The organism is Paenibacillus sp. J31P13 (assembly GCF_056269295.1).
The window spans coordinates 70,497-87,020 of the sequence record NZ_JBWDNR010000002.1; the positions used below are offsets into that span (position 1 = coordinate 70,497).

Annotated in this window: 15 protein-coding genes and 1 riboswitch; of the genes, 10 read left to right on the forward strand and 5 right to left on the reverse strand. The window is 43.1% G+C overall.

Annotated features, from left to right (window positions below; all coding sequences use genetic code 11):
• Window positions 1–31 precede the first annotated feature (31 nt).
• Both AC0YOD_RS06350 and AC0YOD_RS06355 read left to right on the forward strand, forming a co-directional pair.
• The gene (locus AC0YOD_RS06350; protein WP_475798440.1) at window positions 32–964 is read left to right on the forward strand and encodes a carbohydrate ABC transporter permease; all 933 of its coding nucleotides are present in this window, start codon (window positions 32–34) and stop codon (window positions 962–964) included.
• 18 nt (window positions 965–982) lie between these two features.
• Entirely contained in the window at window positions 983–2,170 is a 1,188-nt protein-coding gene (locus AC0YOD_RS06355) for an acyltransferase family protein (protein ID WP_475798441.1), read from the forward strand.
• Window positions 2,171–2,477: 307 nt separating this feature from the next.
• Here the strand turns inward: AC0YOD_RS06355 and thiD are convergent, their stop codons facing one another.
• From thiD to AC0YOD_RS06375, 4 genes are read right to left on the reverse strand one after another with little or no spacing between them, the layout of a single operon-like run.
• A complete protein-coding gene (gene thiD, locus AC0YOD_RS06360; RefSeq protein ID WP_475798442.1) occupies window positions 2,478–3,305 on the reverse strand; it encodes a bifunctional hydroxymethylpyrimidine kinase/phosphomethylpyrimidine kinase in 828 nt (275 codons plus the stop codon).
• Between the two features lie 37 nt (window positions 3,306–3,342).
• Entirely contained in the window at window positions 3,343–4,398 is a 1,056-nt protein-coding gene (locus AC0YOD_RS06365; RefSeq protein WP_475798443.1) for an ABC transporter substrate-binding protein, read from the reverse strand.
• On the reverse strand, window positions 4,395–5,171 hold the full coding sequence (locus AC0YOD_RS06370) for an ABC transporter permease (RefSeq protein WP_475798444.1): 777 nt from the start codon (window positions 5,169–5,171) through the stop codon (window positions 4,395–4,397). Before AC0YOD_RS06370 ends, AC0YOD_RS06365 begins: the two co-directional genes overlap by 4 nt.
• Window positions 5,152–5,928: an ABC transporter ATP-binding protein gene (locus tag AC0YOD_RS06375; protein ID WP_475798445.1), complete on the reverse strand. Its 777-nt coding sequence runs from the start codon at window positions 5,926–5,928 to the stop codon at window positions 5,152–5,154. The genes AC0YOD_RS06370 and AC0YOD_RS06375 overlap by 20 nt, the downstream gene beginning before the upstream one ends.
• An 88-nt stretch (window positions 5,929–6,016) precedes the next feature.
• Window positions 6,017–6,119, reverse strand: a riboswitch (TPP riboswitch).
• A gap of 88 nt (window positions 6,120–6,207) precedes the next feature.
• Here AC0YOD_RS06375 and AC0YOD_RS06380 point away from each other — a divergent pair.
• The 3 genes from AC0YOD_RS06380 to AC0YOD_RS06390 all read left to right on the forward strand — a co-directional run bounded on the left by AC0YOD_RS06380 (window position 6,208) and on the right by AC0YOD_RS06390 (window position 10,260).
• Window positions 6,208–6,762, forward strand: coding sequence for an SLOG family protein (locus tag AC0YOD_RS06380; RefSeq protein WP_475798446.1), 555 nt, complete (start codon window positions 6,208–6,210; stop codon window positions 6,760–6,762).
• A gap of 385 nt (window positions 6,763–7,147) precedes the next feature.
• Window positions 7,148–7,753 (forward strand): DUF2087 domain-containing protein, encoded by a 606-nt coding sequence (locus AC0YOD_RS06385; RefSeq protein ID WP_475798447.1) that lies wholly within the window; start codon window positions 7,148–7,150, stop codon window positions 7,751–7,753.
• A gap of 1,109 nt (window positions 7,754–8,862) precedes the next feature.
• Window positions 8,863–10,260 carry a hypothetical protein gene (locus AC0YOD_RS06390; RefSeq protein ID WP_475798448.1) on the forward strand — a complete coding sequence of 466 codons (1,398 nt, stop codon included), beginning with the start codon at window positions 8,863–8,865 and terminating at the stop codon, window positions 10,258–10,260.
• 98 nt (window positions 10,261–10,358) lie between these two features.
• Here AC0YOD_RS06390 and AC0YOD_RS06395 read toward each other — a convergent pair whose 3' ends face one another.
• Window positions 10,359–11,039 carry a class I SAM-dependent methyltransferase gene (locus tag AC0YOD_RS06395; protein ID WP_475798449.1) on the reverse strand — a complete coding sequence of 227 codons (681 nt, stop codon included), beginning with the start codon at window positions 11,037–11,039 and terminating at the stop codon, window positions 10,359–10,361.
• Between the two features lie 230 nt (window positions 11,040–11,269).
• Between AC0YOD_RS06395 and AC0YOD_RS06400 the strand changes: the two genes are divergently transcribed.
• The 5 genes from AC0YOD_RS06400 to AC0YOD_RS06420 all read left to right on the forward strand — a co-directional run bounded on the left by AC0YOD_RS06400 (window position 11,270) and on the right by AC0YOD_RS06420 (window position 16,485).
• Window positions 11,270–11,863, forward strand: coding sequence for a GNAT family N-acetyltransferase (locus AC0YOD_RS06400; protein WP_475798450.1), 594 nt, complete (start codon window positions 11,270–11,272; stop codon window positions 11,861–11,863).
• Window positions 11,864–12,003: 140 nt separating this feature from the next.
• Window positions 12,004–12,237, forward strand: coding sequence for a hypothetical protein (locus AC0YOD_RS06405; RefSeq protein ID WP_475798451.1), 234 nt, complete (start codon window positions 12,004–12,006; stop codon window positions 12,235–12,237).
• 75 nt (window positions 12,238–12,312) lie between these two features.
• Window positions 12,313–14,040 (forward strand): ABC transporter ATP-binding protein, encoded by a 1,728-nt coding sequence (locus tag AC0YOD_RS06410; protein WP_475799308.1) that lies wholly within the window; start codon window positions 12,313–12,315, stop codon window positions 14,038–14,040.
• The gene (locus tag AC0YOD_RS06415; protein ID WP_475798452.1) at window positions 14,037–15,920 is read left to right on the forward strand and encodes an ABC transporter ATP-binding protein; all 1,884 of its coding nucleotides are present in this window, start codon (window positions 14,037–14,039) and stop codon (window positions 15,918–15,920) included. Before AC0YOD_RS06410 ends, AC0YOD_RS06415 begins: the two co-directional genes overlap by 4 nt.
• 172 nt (window positions 15,921–16,092) lie before the next feature.
• Window positions 16,093–16,485 carry a phage holin family protein gene (locus AC0YOD_RS06420; protein WP_475798453.1) on the forward strand — a complete coding sequence of 131 codons (393 nt, stop codon included), beginning with the start codon at window positions 16,093–16,095 and terminating at the stop codon, window positions 16,483–16,485.
• The last annotated feature ends 39 nt before the right edge of the window (window positions 16,486–16,524 follow it).

The window sequence follows — 16,524 nt, forward strand, 5'->3', positions numbered from 1 at the left end:
AGCCTGCTCTGCAGGCACGGGAGGTAGAAGTATGCAATCGGTTCCTAAGGCGTTGGCAGTTAAAAATACAAACCCCGTACTTCTTAAATTAAAGGGACTAGGTTTTCGTTTCTACCGATTATTTATTTATTTATTTCTAATTGGATTATCATTTGTTTTCTTATATCCATTTCTGTTCATGATCACAACATCCTTCAAATCGGTTACCGATCTCGTTGATCCCACTGTTCACTGGGTTCCAAAAAATTTCAACTTTAGAGGGTATTATGAGGCATACTCACTTCTTAACTTCCTGCAATACTTTAAAAACACAGCATTGCTCACGATCTTATCTGTAATCGGCCAAGTTGCTTCCTGTGCTTTTGTCGGTTATGGATTTGCTAGATTCAAATTTCCTGGCCGGGAAATATTGTTTGGATTAGCCATGTTTACGATGATCGTGCCACCGCAAACGATCATTATTCCAATGTTCATAGAGTATAAGGCTTTTGGCTGGATCAATACGTATCTTCCAATGATCGTTCCTAGTTTCTTTGCTCATGGATTGCGCGGGGCATTATTCATTTTTATATTCCGGCAATTTTTCCGCGGCCTGCCGGTCGAGCTTGAGGATGCTGCTCGGGTTGATGGCTGTGGCGCATTCAAGACCTTCTTCCGGATCGTTCTTCCGGTTGTTACACCTCCATTGCTTGTTGTATCGATTCTTTCTACGGTCTGGCATTGGAATGATTTTTTCGAACCTGTTATAATGCTCGTAGATCGTGATAAATTTACGCTGCCGATGATGCTGCCGCTGCTCGGGGAGTCGATGAACAAATCGACAGGTGGAACAGTAACCTCCAATATTGATCAATCGACAATTATGGCTGCCTGTATGCTGGTTATTTTACCGATTGTGATCATGTACCTGGAAGTACAAAGATACTTTATGAAGAGTATTGAGCGTTCAGGTATTGTCGGTTAATAGAATAGGTGGATGGTTATGAAATCAAAATTAATATTTTTAGACGGATTACGGGGTGCGGCTGCATTTATCGTTGTACTCGCTCACTTTTTCCAAGTTTTTTTGCCGTCGGTGTTTGAAGGGAATGGAGAAATCTCTCATTTTTCTTTTGAATTACCGGCTTCACAAACGCCATTCAATCTACTATTTAACGGTAATTTTTCCGTTTGTCTATTTTTTGTTTTAAGCGGCTATGTTCTCAGCTATCGTTTTTTTCGAAGCAAGGATAATGCAATCATATATTCGAGCGCGGCTAGAAGGTATTTTCGACTAGCCGTTCCTGCATTTGCTTCAGTTTTGCTAGCTTATCTAGTCATTTTAGTAGGCGTGGGCTGGTTTGGGGAAGTTAGCGCAGTAACAAAATCGTCCATGCAAGACCCTTACGCCTTTATGCCTAGCGTGTGGACTCTGCTGAAAGAAGGCTTGTACCATAATTTTTTTACGTATGGTTCTAAGTTCAATCCGGTGTTGTGGACGATGACATATGAGCTTTTTGGTTCATTTTTAATTTTCGCATTCCTGCTGCTGCTGGGAAAATTCAAAATTCGGTTTATCATTTACCCCATACTCATGTATTATTATTTGGATTCGTATTATTTGGCTTTCATTCTAGGCTTGCTGCTGAGCGATTTGCACAACAGCAGTGAAAAGAACCGATTAGAATTCATTAAGCGACCGTGGATTAATGTGATACTGATGGTTGTCGGATTGTATGTAGGCTCATTTCCGTATGTGAACTGGGTTGGTACGATTTATGAACCACTCGTATGGAACCAGCCAACGTTTTCATTTTTTATTTTCTACCACGTAATAGGAGCTTTCTTCATTATGACGGCTGTACTCAATTCCAGCTTGATGCAGGCACTTTTTGCGAGCAAGCCGTTCGCGTTTTTAGGTAAAATCTCATTCTCGCTCTATCTGGTTCATTTCACTGTTATTTGTACGCTTTCCAGCTTTATGTTCTTGAAGTTTTCCCCTTATTTATCATATGGACTCAATTTAATAATAACCGTACTCGTTTCACTAATCGTTATATTTGGGTTGGCTCATCTCATGAATCGATATGTTGATCAGCCAACTATTAAATTTTTATCCAAGCATAGTGCGCGTATCTTTGACCGCATTCCGAATCGAAAAGCGAATAAAGAACAGCAAGTGGGAGGATAAAGCAGTAGAGGACAAAAATAGATATTCCTTTGAAGCCGCAGCATAGCTGCGGCTTTTTTTTATCCCTAGAACAAACGAAGATGAACAAAGTGCTAGCTGAAGAAGCAAGCATTGAATATGATGTTTGGACCGATTCCTAGAGGAGACTTCTGAGGATCAGGATGAAGCGACTGCTCCTGCTCATCCTGAGATGAATCGGGTGGATGAGCTGTTGCAACCAAGTAGTCAATAAGTACAGCAGTCCCTCATACATAAGAGCGTATCAAAGAAATATTGGAGAAGCTCCCAGCTCTCGAATGAACCCACTTCACTGGCTCGTGATAGGGCATAGCCCCCGCAGTCTTCGACCATAAGCAAAGTGGTTTGTGGGTCCGTGACCGCAGCCTAATCCAAGCTGGTCCTCTATGGCAGCTTGGATAAAGCTTTTGGCAGTTTGAACAGCTTCGGCAACGGTTTTGCCCATTGCCAGTTCAGCAGCAACCGCAGCGGAATAGGTACAGCCCGTTCCATGTGTATGACGAGTATCAATTCGATTACTCTCCATATAGACGAAGCTGTCTCCATCGTATACAAGATCAATAATTCGATCACTTTCAGTATCATGGCCGCCTTTTATAACGACGTAACGTGAGCCCATCCCGATCAAGCGTCTAGCTGCTTCTTCTCGATCGCTCATGCTGCGGATAGCCATTCTCGTTAGCAGCTCTGCCTCAGGAATGTTGGGCGTTGTGACGAGCGCAAGCGGAACTAAATGCTCAACCAGCGACTGAATGGCTTCCTGCTGGAGCAGAGAGGAGCCGCCTTTGGCGACCATGACCGGATCGATGACAAGGTTGCGCCAGTTATATTGCTTGAATTTGTCGGCTGTAATACGAATGATCTCGCTGCTAAACAGCATTCCTGTTTTTACAGCATCCGGCGTCAGATCCTCTCCAATGGAATCAAGCTGCTTGCTAATAGCAGAGCTGTCCATCGGATACACACCCTGTACGCCGAGCGTGTTTTGTGCAGTAACGGCTGTAATAACGGTCATACCGTATGCCCCTAATTCCTGAAAGGTTTTCAAATCTGCTTGAATACCTGCACCGCCACCGCTGTCCGATCCGGCTATCGTTAAAACTTTGTATACCTTCATCGAATTCTCTCCTCTATCGCATCATAATGAGTGAAAATTACAGATTGAAAAATGCATCCTCAGCTTTAATTTTAGGGGGCAGCAGCTCATTATCGACTAACCATACCCTCACTTTGTCCCAGGATAGAGCATCCTGAAAGCCGAAATCTTGATCCCCAGCATCCATCAGCGGGATGAGAATATCTAAGCTTTTCGTTTCGATTTCTTGATCAAGCGGCGAGGTTTGATCCTCATGCTGGAACAATATCGCAAGCGCTTGTTCTGAATTTTGCTCTACGAAATGCTGACCCTCGATAACAGCAGCCATGAACTTTTTGAACAAGTCCTGTTTATCCTTCAAGCCTTGATCACTAGCAACGAGTACCAGCTCATAATAATCGGGTACACCAAAGTCGGTAGGATTGATTGCCGTCATCGGATGTCCTTCCTTGGCAAGCAGCAATTGCTCATGATTGATAAAGCCGCCGATAATGGCATCTACTTTATTGGTTGAAATGGCAGGAATGAAGGAGAAGCCTACATCAATCATCTCGACCTTTTGGGAGTCGCCGCCGTCATGCGCTGTCATTGTACGCATCATCGCTTCGTATAGAGGGATGGATGAGAAGCCTACTTTTTTGCCGACCAGATCTTTAGGAGATTTAACGCTGCCGCCTTCTGGTACCATCAAATGGTTAAGCGGATGGCGAACGATTGCTGCAATGGATTTAACCGGTATGTCTTCTCCACGTGCCATTAATACCTGTGGCTGGTAGCTTAGTGCTAGATCGACTTTGCCGGCAGCCACAAGCTTCAAAGCATCATTCGTATCAGCTGGCATCTGAATATCTACTTCCAAGCCTTGCTTTTTAAAATATTCATTCTTCTGAGCCGCGTACAAGAAGGAATGAACGGCGTTGGGATACCAATCCAGCATGATGCTAACTTTTTGGAGCGGCTGCTCGGTATCAGGAGCGGGAGAAGCTGTCGGTTCTTGATTGGCGCTATTGTTCGTGCCGCCGCAGCCGCTCATCACGATCGCTATAATGCAGACGAGTATAAGGGACAGCACCCGTTTGGATTTTAAATGTTTATGTACAATTATTTCTATCATTTCTTTGTTCCTCTTTTCTTCAATGTAATGTTCTCCAAAAGCATAATAGCTGCAAATAAAAGAATGCCTAGCAGTGACAATACAAGGACTGCTGCGAACATGGAGTCGGTGTTTAAATTACTCGACATGCGCCGAGTGTAATACCCGAGCCCCTCATTACCACCCAGCCATTCGCCAATCGCCGCACCAACGACGCAATAAACGATGGACAGCTTAAGGCCGGAGAAGAAAGAAGGCAGACACATCGGGATTTTTATTTTGCGAAAAATGTCCCAGTTCGTCGCTCCCATCGTCTGCAGCAGCTCGCTGTACTCCTTATCCGTTTTGCGAAGCCCGTCATAGGTGCTGACGACAATTGGGAAGAAAGCAGTCAGGAATACAACGGCGACCTTGCTCCATATGGTATAACCAAACCACATGATGAAGATGGGCGACAAGGCGATAAGCGGAACGGTTTGACTGATGACAATGAAGGGATAAAGTGCTTTTTCGAGCGTGCGGAAGGAATGCATGGCAACAGCAAGAGCAACGCCTACGCTAACAGACAGCAGGAAGCCAAGCGCAACTTCTCGCAATGTAGCAACTAAATGTTTGCCCAGTAATAGATGGCTATCCTGGATTAATGCATTAGCAGCAGCAGAGGGAGCGGGAATGATAAAGGCAGGTACCCAGCCTAGGCGCACGATTCCTTCCCAAGAAATCAGGATGAACAGAAACAGAAGAAGGAAGAGACCATAGTCGTCAAGCCATTTTCTAAAGGGCAGTTTGCGCATGCAGTCTTCTCTCCAAATCTTGCCGAAGCATGATCAATTCAGCCTCAAAATTCATTTCGTAATGTCTCGGCCTCGGCAGGTTGACCTTGATTTCCTGTAAAGCCTGTTTGCTGTCACTCGGAAGAACATATATACGATCACTCAGTAGAATAGCCTCTTCAAGATCATGTGTAATGAAGAGGACGGTTTTATTGAGTTCACCCCAAAGCGATAGCAGCCATCTCTGCATGTCACGTTTGGTCATAGCATCAAGCGCCCCGAATGGTTCATCAAGGAGGAGGAGCTCTTGACCCGTTACGATTGTGCGCAGGAAAGCGGCACGCTGCTTCATGCCGCCGGACAGTTCATCGGGGTAAGCATCCGCATAATCGCCTAGACCAAAGCGCTCTAGCTGTTCACGTATTTGCGCAATGCCGGCAAGAGAGCTGCCCTTTTGCTTGGCTAGCTCCAGTGGGAGGGAGCAATTGCCGAGAATAGTCCTCCAAGGGAGCAGCAAATCCTTTTGCGGCATGTAAGCTACTTTCCCTAACCGCTTCGCGGTAGGTTTTCCGTAAAGCTGGATTTGTCCGCTGATTGGCTCAAGTAGACCTGCTATCATCTTGAACAGGGTGCTTTTTCCCGAGCCGCTTGCTCCGATAATAGAGACGAATTCTCCCTTCTGTACTTCCAAAGAAATGTCGCTGAAGAGAGGCGACTTAGAAGCTGAAGGGAAGGAAAAGCTTACTTGGTGAAGCGAAACCATAGAAGAAATAGACAACACCCCTAAACAAATAAAGACCCACCCATTTCCAAAAGGAAACGAGCGGGTCCCAAATTAAACAACGCAGCGCGTATGTATAAGATTGAAAGCCTCTGCTCCACTTCCCTCCGCTGGTATAATCCAGATCAGGTTCCAAGGGTCCGAAGCAATCGCTTCGTCTCAGCCGTTTGGCTCCCCTAGTGAAATAAATAGATCAATATTCAATTTTGTATTTTTTATACTATAGCATACACTGGAGAGATGTAAACCATAATTATCCGAAAAGGCGTTGAATAAATGAAAAATTTACTCGTTACCGGCTACCGTGCGCATGAGCTTAATATTTTTAACCAGAAGCATGAGGGCATCATTTATATTAAGAAGGCTTTGGCTGGAAAGCTGGTTCCACTTATTGAGGATGGACTGGAGTGGGTCATAACCCCAGGGCAATATGGCGTTGATTTATGGGCGTGCGAGGTTGTGATTGCCTTAAAAGAAATCTATCCGCAGCTAAGGCTCTCTATTATTTCGGCGTATGCGAATCCTGATGAAAAATGGAAGGACGATAAGAAGGAATTTTATGCGGAGGTGCTAAAGGGTGTCGATTATTACGCCTCAGTCAGCAATCAGCCTTATGACGGCATATGGCAGTTTACGGCGCGGGACGAACTTTTATTTCGCAAGACTGATGGTATTCTGCTTGTATACGATGAAGATGCGGGTGAGGGCAGTCCGAAGTTTTTTAAAGAAAAAGCGTTGAAGAAGCAGCAGGCAGAGGGTTACACGTACATAAGCATAAGCTCAGAAGACATTCAAAGCATCGCGGATGATGAGAATCAGTATACGGATTAATGGGAAATGGCATTGCGGATGATGAGAATCAGTATATGGATTAAAGGATGGCATTGTGGATGATGAGAATCAGTATAGGGATTAAGGGGAAAAAGCATCGTGGATGCTGAGAATCAGTAAATAGATTATGGTCAAGAAGGGCTGTTCGGAAGTGTGGGTTAGACAGGATAAGGAGTTCTCGGAAAGCTCAAGCAGGAATACTGTTTGAGCTTTTTTTTGTTCAAAATAAATAGGTTTGACAGTTGACACTTCTTCGATTAATATCTAATTAATCAAGCATCTAATTAGATGAGTGTTAAAATTGTTGATGGTCGTAAAATCAAAATAATACTCATCCATTTAAAATGATCATCGGTAAATCAAAGATCCAGTAGGAGTTGTTTCGATGCAATTAGAAAAGGTTGTGGCTTACCACAAAGCATTGGCGGATGCGACAAGAATCAAAATGCTGATCATGTTGGCAGGCGGTGAGCTGAATGGTCAAGCTTTGGCTGAGAAGCTGGCTGTTACGCCAGCCACAATTACCCATCATGCGACCAAACTTAGGGAAGCAAGCTTAATCAATGAGCGCAGGGAAAAGAACACTATTTATTTTTCGTTGAATCACTATTTTATTAAAAACAACGCGAGCGCTGCCGAACAGCTTATTTATCGGAATGCCGCCGCAGAAGGAGAAATAGAAAACATGGATGAGAATCACGAGCGTTTGCAGGCTTCTGTCATCAGAAACTTTTTTACAGGAGATGGGAAGCTCAAGCATATCCCTGCCCAGCATAAGAAAAAACTAATTGCGCTTCAGCATATCGCCTCACACTTGTCGAAGGGACAGAAATATACGGAAAAGGAAATCAATACGTTTATCAAAGGCTTCCATGATGATTTCGCTACCTTACGCAGAGAGTTTATTATGCACCAGATTATGTTTAGGGAAAACGATATATATGAGCTGAATCCGCAAGAAATGTGGGCAAAGTGGGAGACTCTGACTTAAGAGGCTCTGGAGAGTCTGGGAGGTTTGGATGATCTGGAGAGTTAGGTGAGAGTGAAAATTCCATGTGGTTTAGAGATTTGGGAGTACATGAAAGTTTGGGTAGTCTAGATTGTTGGGCGAGTCTGTAAAGTTTAAATAGTATGGATAGCTGAGTGAGACTAAAAAGTCCATGTGGTTTGGAGATTTGGGAGTACCTGAAAGACTGGATAGTTTGGATAGTAGGTTGAGTCTGTAAAATTTGGATAGTCTGGATAGTAAGGTGAGTCTGTAAAGTTTGAATGGTATGAGTAGTTGAGTAAGACTGAAAGTCCACGTGGTTTGGAGATTTGGGAGCACCTAAAAGTTTGGATAGTAAGGATAGTTGGGCGAGTCTGTATAGTTTAACTGGTATGGATAGTTGAGTGAGACTGATAAGTCCATATGGTTTGGAGATTTGGGAGCACCTAAAAGTTTGGATAGTATGGATAGTTGGGTGAGTCTGTAAAGTTTGGATGGTCTGGTGAGTTAAGTGAATCGGGAGAGTTTTATTTAGTTTTAAAGTGATTTGGTTTGGTTTAAATGAGGCTGATTTGAATAGGTTGTATGAAATATGTATTCTGATGTATTCCGATCTTCAAGATAGTTTCAGTATTTGATGTTACTGGGTTTTTCTACTTTGTCTTATACGCGATAGTTTCAGCTTTTGAAACTAAAAGGGATTTAGATTAGAGAAATCCTCTTGAACTTCGATTTAATTTAAATTACTGAAACTAATCAATGTTTTTCACTGCATCGAACTAGGTTAGTTTCAAAAAAAAATACTAGCTAGCTGCGGATAGGTCAGGGAGATGGTGTTTTAGGTTTTTTCGAGCAAAAAGCACATGACAATCAAAAGTGTAAAGTGAAAAGTAAAGAGAGCAAAGAACAAGAGCAAAGAACAAAACCAAACAACAAATAATGCCCCTTTAATAAGCTAGCGAGGGGCTTTTTTGCGTGTTTAGCTGGAATCTACTAAGCTATGAAAATAATTATGATTGACACGCTAGGATTGAGATTGCTATACTATGGAAAATATTAAATAATCCGATTAAACACATCGGAATTATGGAAACCATACGGAGGTAATGTTCATGATTAAATCACAAGCTTCATATGCAAAACTGCTAACAACATTTCTCTTAGCTTTCTCATTGGTATTTGCCGGCACGACAGCTTCAGCGTCAACACCTGCTGTTGCATCTACAGCTTCGGTAACGAATGCGCTAACAACTGCTGCGAATACCTCGCAGGAGGACGGAGCCGCGCAATATAAGCAATTTTTGAAAGAAAAGTTTGACGTTACGCTCTCAGGTACAGTAACAAAAGGTCAATTCATTCAAGCGGTAGCTGATGTGCTTGACTATAAACCTTCTGGAGAAGCGGTGGATTTCTCAGATGTAAAGAAAGGCGATGCATTGTATGATGCAGCTGCAGCATTGTATGAGAAGGGCATTCTGACAGGTCCAGCTATACAAGGTGAGCAAGTGCTTACGACTTCAGTTGCTGTTGCAATTGCTGTGCGAGCAGCTGATCTGAAAGAGCTAGCCTATACATATCCTACAGCGAAAGTAGATAAAGTACTTTCTAAGCTAAACGTAAAAAGCAGCGCGCTTGGCACAAAAGGTGCGCAAGAAGTTGCCGCAGCAGTAGATACTGGTTTGTTGCCGACTGCTCTGTACACTAATTTCAAGCCAAAGAGCCCAGCAAGCGACGAACTTATCCACACACTGCTAGGGAAAGTGCTTGTTACAAAAGGTCTTTACAAGAAGTATATCGGTTACGTGAACGATAATGATATTTATACAAAGCTGAGCAACGCATACGAGACTTCTGATATTATTGATGCTCCTAACCTCAAAAAAGTTGTGAATACCGCTTTGGAGCAGGATCTAATTACAGGATACAACGTGAAGGACTCCCGTTTTGATGCAAACTTTATTGATTCCTTGTCACTGATTTATGGACATGATGATTTCAAGCATGCTATTCAGCTGATCGGCTTGCTTCGCAGTGAAGGTCTTAATGCAAAGGTACAATTCGAGCCGAAAACATCTGCATTTATTTATTTGGCTGAATGGGGCGCTCCAGGTCCGAATGTGATCCAAATTGCGAATGGCAATTATATTAAATATGCTAAGGAATATGATCTGGAGTTTGAATTCGCGACTCCACAAGATAAAGCAGCATTTGATCATGTAATTTCAAAGTATGCAAAGAAAGATGCGGAAGATCAAACAGGTTTGATTGCCAGTTCATGGTGGCAGCCGCTGTATTATTCCAATACCGCATTAGATAACTATGAAATTATTACGAATAACTATATTACAGATAAAGACAGCCCTTATACAGTCAATCCTTTCTCCCTGAATGAGAATTCTGCTGCAGTAGTGGCGGGCTTCAAAGCAATCGATCCTAACGTAATTGTTACGCCAACACAATTTTGGGTGGACAAGCCTTTCTTCAGATATTTGCATAATGAGGCATCTTAATTTCATAATTTAATAGCCTAGTTAAAAGGGACAGCTCATCATGCAGCTGTCCCTTTTTTATATAGGAAAAACCACGTGATTAAGGCTCAGTTTCTTTCTTAAAGCGATACTTCAGGCTTTGTTAATAGCGTCCGAAAGCAGTACAATGGTCCCCACATATCACTGTGAATGGCATCAGGCACTAGCGTATTTTCAAAATCATTTGCAAAAGCTAATTCAGCAGATTCAACGCTACGTTTGAGCTGCTCTAAATCCACGGTTGGATAATCAAAGGTAAGTGCAATTTTTCCGCCGGGCTTTACGGTTCTTGCGAACTCTTTTAGACATAAGTCCTGATCAACATGTTTTAAGTGCTCTAATACAGAAATACAGAAAATGATATCAAATTTGTTATCCTCATACGGAAGGTCGGTAATGCTGGCATACGCATAGCGAACCTTTGACCAACCCTGATGGTCAACAATGGTCTGAAGCGCATCTGCACCGATATCAGCTATGATCTCGTGCTGAATCAAATCCCAAGAAGTGATTCGCGTGTCAAAGTCACAAGCATGGGTCTCGGCACAAACGCCGCCCAAATAAAATTTCAATGGATGTGAGATTCCGCAAGCTGCGTCCAATACGACATCTTGGGGTGAAACGAGGGATCGGCACCATTCATATTCATACGGTCGACTCCACCAACTCGGAGGTAATGGGTAAAGCAGTGTATCCGTCTTAGGGTCCGTTAGAGTGAAGAAGCGAGCTTCCTCCAAAGGATTTAGGATTGGATTAGACATCGATCATAATTCCTCCCGCCAAAAGTGAAATAGGTATTTGTTAATGAAAGGCTGATACTCATTTTACAAGTTTATGAGGGTATATTTTGAATATGCGCATTGTAATGGTTATACTCAGCTCCGAAATACTGGTAAACTAGAAAGGGATTGTTTTCTGATAAAAATCACGATTGTATGTGTATATAACGATGGGGGTTCATTAGCTTTATAGATTGAAGGAGGTGACAAGCATGAAGTCAGCATATTCGTTTCAAACGTTCCCTTGCATGGAGACCAAACGATTAATTTTGCGTAATATCGAGGAGCGGGATCTTCAGGATATTTTTGAGCTATATGCGAGTGAAGAGGTCGTAAAGTATACGCCTTTAGATCGCTTTATTACACAGGATGATGCGTTGGAGGAAATGAATTGGCATTCGGAGATTTTTAGGCAGCGAATGGGTTTACGATGGGTTATAGAGGAGAAGCTTTCCGGTAAAATGATTGGAAGCTGCGGCTATATGAACTATTTGGAGGCTAATAGCCGAGTGGATATAGGCTATGATCTAGCTCCTTGTTTCTGGGGAAAAGGCATCATGACAGAAGCGGCTTCACCGATTTTAGCATTTGGATTTGACAGGCTGGGCATTAATCGAATTGAAGCTCAGGTTGATCCTGCAAATGAAGCATCTATTCGGTTGTTGTCTAAGCTTGGTTTTAACCATGAAGGGAAGCGGAGGGAGTATGAATGCGAGAAGGGAAAATTTACTGACCTTTTTGTATATTCATTGCTTCGAAGCCAGTATGAACAACAACATATTCATTCAGCTAGTACAGTGTTTTAAATCAAGGCAGCAAAGGCGATTTTTTCATAAAGAAAATGACTTTCAGAAAAGATAATTTCGGCATATAATAGGAACAGAAAAGCGCTCGCGTCTCGAAGCGAGTTTTGCCAGACCAAACCAAATAGCAGGAGGAAACAATCATGTCCATAAGCAAGGCTAAGAAAGAAAGAATGAAGATGACCAAGCAAGGAAAAATCGCGCCTGAATTGCTAAGGGGCAGCTGGCAGGGTATTAATCCCATCATAAAACGGATGCCGACTCTACAGGAGAAGCAAGCAAAATTGAATAAGAAACACCGAAGGAATCACGCGAATTATAGCGATGGTTCCTTTTGCATTTATAGGGAGAAAATGAAGGGGATTATGGTAGGTTAGCTGCTTTTGAATTCCTAGATTTTACTATGATAAAATAAGAGAGCAAGCATGAATGATGAGCGGAGATGATATCACCTGTTAAAATTATTTCGCGATTTAAAAACGTATTGGATTATGATCGCCTTCGTATTCCTGCTCGTATTTTTGCAATCGTTATCTGAGCTTTATTTGCCAACGCTGATGGCTGATATTGTGAACATCGGTATTATAAAAGGCGATACGAGCTATATCGTGAAGCTAGGCGGACTGATGCTGCTTATAACTGCTGCGGGTGTGATCTTCTCGATTGCAGCCAGCTATTACTCCTCTGCTATTGCCTCAGGATTTGGCAAACGGATTCGGAGCAAGCTTTTCAACCATGTTGAGCATTTTTCCTTGCATGAATTTGATAAAATCGGCACAGCCTCGCTTATTACACGAACCACTAATGACGTGACACAAGTGCAGCAGGTGCTTATTATGATGCTGCGAATGATGGTTATGGCGCCTATGATGTGTATTGGCGGCATTATTATGGCTGTCTCCAAGGATGCAAAGCTATCGCTTATATTCGTAGCGGTTATTCCTGTTTTAGCCTTGACCATTATCTTTATCGGGTCCAAAGGCGTCGTGTTGTTCAAAGCAATGCAAATCAAAATAGACAAGCTTAATTTGGTGCTTCGAGAGGGTTTGACTGGTATTCGTGTTATTCGTTCTTTTAATCGAACGGGCTTTGAACAGCGCCGATTCGAAGCAACGAATAAGGATTTGACCGATACTGCAATACGTGTCAACAAGGTTATGGCATTTATGATGCCCATCATGATGCTTATTTTGAATCTATCGAGTGTCGCCATTTTATGGTTCGGCAGTATTCGGATTAGCAATAATGACATGGAAATTGGAGATCTTATGGCTTTTCTTCAATATGCGATGCAGATTTTGTTTTCATTGATTATGGTAGCGATGATGTTCATTATGGTGCCTCGGGCATCCGTTTCCGCTGTTCGTATTAATGAGGTTCTGGAGATGAAGCCTGATATTCAGGATAATGCCGGTGCTGGCGAGCTAAGAGATGAGAGTGCTTCAGTTGTATTTGAAGATGTAACGTTTAGTTATCCAGGTGCAGGAAAGCCAGCACTTTCAGCAATTTCATTTACGGCAAGAAGTGGTGAAACGACAGCTATTATAGGCGGTACAGGCTCGGGGAAATCAACACTCGTTAATCTGATTCCAAGATTTTATGACATTCAATCAGGGAGTATACTTATTAACGGCTCTGATGTGAGGGACTTATCGCAACAAAACCTCAGGAAAAAGATTGGTTATGTTCCTCAGCAAGCGGTACTGTTTACGGGCAGTATTAGCGATAATATTCGGTATGGCAAAGAAGACGCCTCCGACGAAGAGGTTAGTCATGCGGCTAGTGTCGCACAAGCAGCATCATTTATTGCTGAGATGCCGGACGGCTATGATTCGGTAATTGCCCAGGGTGGAACAAATATATCCGGCGGGCAGAAGCAACGGCTCTCTATCGCGCGTGCACTTGTGAGGCAGGCAGATATTTATATCTTTGATGACAGCTTCTCTGCACTGGATTTGAAGACTGATGCATTATTGCGTGAGGCATTAAAGGAAGAAACGAAGCAATCCGCTGTCATTATCGTGGCGCAAAGGGTTAGTACAGTACTGCATGCCGATAAAATCATTGTTTTGGATGAAGGAGAGGTTGCGGGTATTGGCACACACAGCGAGCTCCTGCAGTCCTGCAGTGTTTATCGCGAAATTGTGTCGTCACAGCTGTCAGAGGAGGAGATCGCGTGAGCCAGCATTCACAAGGCAAAAAACCGCAAGGAATGGGACCTAGACCTGGCGGCTTTGGTCCTCCGGGCGGTGGACCGATGGGGGCTCTTGGGAGGCCGGTGCAGAAAGCAAAGGATTTTAAGGGGACGCTTCGCCGCTTGCTGGCTTACTTAAAGCCGCATAGGACAAAGCTGATTTTCGTTGTTCTTATGGCGGTACTAAGTACGGTCTTCTCCATTGTTAGTCCGAAACTGATGGGGAATGCTACGACTGAAATATATGAAGGCATCGTTGGCGATGGAGTTCATTTTGATGCTATTTTGCGAATTGTACTGATTTTGATAGGCTTGTATGTTCTCAGTTCGCTATTTTCTTATGTACAGCAGTTCGTAATGGCGGGCGTAGCGCAAAAAACGGTTTATGAGCTTCGCAATGAAGTGAATAATAAGCTTGCAAAGCTGCCGCTTTCCTTCTTCGATTCGCGTGCGCACGGAGAAATATTAAGCAGAACCGTTAACGATGTAGATAATATCAGCAATACGCTGCAGCAAAGCTTAACACAGCTGATTACTTCAATTGTTACCTTGCTTGGCGTGATTATCATGATGCTGACGATCAGTCCGCTATTGACTGTTATTTTGCTCGTAACGCTTCCACTTAGCTTCTTTGTTATTAAAGCTGTTGCCTCACGGTCACAGGGATATTTTAAGTCACAGCAAGCTGAGCTTGGGAAATTAAACGGTCATGTAGAAGAAATGTACACAGGCCATAAAATCGTGAAAGCATTTGGTCATGAAGGGAAATCAGTTGCTGCATTTGACGAAATTAACGATCGTCTCTATCATTCCGGACGTAAAGCCCAGTTCATAACCGGTATTATGATGCCCTTAATGGGATTCATAGGCAATATCGGCTATGTATTGATTAGCGTCGTCGGCGGAATTCTCGTCACTCGTCAAGCGATAAAGATCGGAGATATTCAAGCGTTCATACAATATGCGCGGCAATTTTCACAGCCATTGACGCAGACAGCCAATATCGCAAACATTATTCAATCCACGATTGCCTCGGCGGAACGAGTGTTTGAGCTGCTGGATGAGAAGGAAGAAGCTGAGGAGCGGAGTGGAAAGGATGCAGCTGTCATAGCATCTCCAAAGGGCAATGTTCGATTCCAGCATGTAAGGTTCGGCTATAAAGAGGATACAACTCTTATTACGGATATGAATATTGATGTACAGCAAGGTCAAATGGTTGCCATCGTGGGTCCGACTGGTGCAGGCAAAACCACTTTAGTTAATTTGTTAATGCGCTTCTATGAAATTGGAGAAGGCAGTATTACGATTGACGGGGTGAACATTACGGAGCTGCGCAGAAGCGATTTGCGTAAACTGTTTGGTATGGTGCTGCAGGATACATGGCTCTTCAATGGCACAATAAGAGATAATATCGCTTATGGTCGTGAAGGGGCAAGCGAAGCGGAAATTATTGAAGCAGCGCAAGCTGCACATGCCGATCATTTTATACGAACATTGCCAGATGGCTATGATACCGTACTGAATGAGGAAGCATCGAACATTTCACAGGGACAAAAACAGCTGCTGACCATTGCGAGAGCTATACTTGCAGATCCCGCAATTCTTATTCTTGATGAGGCGACGAGCAGTGTTGATACTCGTACCGAAGCTCAGATTCAGAAAGCGATGGGCAAATTAATGGAAGGACGAACAAGCTTCGTCATCGCTCATAGACTATCTACGATCAAGGATGCGGATACGATTCTCGTTATGAATCATGGCGATGTCATTGAAAAGGGCAGCCATGATGAATTGCTGGCCGCTGGCGGATTCTATGCTGATCTATACAATAGTCAGTTTTCGAATGAACCTGATTCGGTCGCGTGATTTAAAAGTATTCATATATGCAGAAGAATGTTAGGCTTCTGCCGCTAGACTCCTATCATGCTGATAGGAGTCTTTTTTATAGAATGAGGTTCAATTCCATTGCCGCTAAGGGACAACCTAAAATCTCTAGCATATAGTAATGTAATTCTATAAGAAAGTGATGTGATGGATTATGCAACTAGTATGGTTGTGTTCGTTATGCGGGATTGTTGGAGCTTCTATTACATTCGCTTTTGGCAGTTGGGAAGAGCCTCTAACCTTTTTAATTGTTGCGATGGGTATTGATTATTTTACGGGAGTAGCAGCATCCATTAAAGAAAAAAAAGGACTGAATAGCGTGTTCGGCTCATGGGGCTTGGCGCGGAAGGGCTTGACCCTGCTTGTTATATTGCTTGCGCATCGCATTGATATACTCTTAGAAGTTGAAAACATGACAATGGGTGCCGCTATTTATTTTTACATTGCGAATGAATTGATTTCAATTACGGAAAACTATGGACGAATCGGTTTACCGTTGCCGGAGCGGCTGCGCAAAATAATCGAAGTGCTCAAAGATAAAAAGTAACTTTTGACAAATGGCAATTCCACTTGCATAAAATAATGA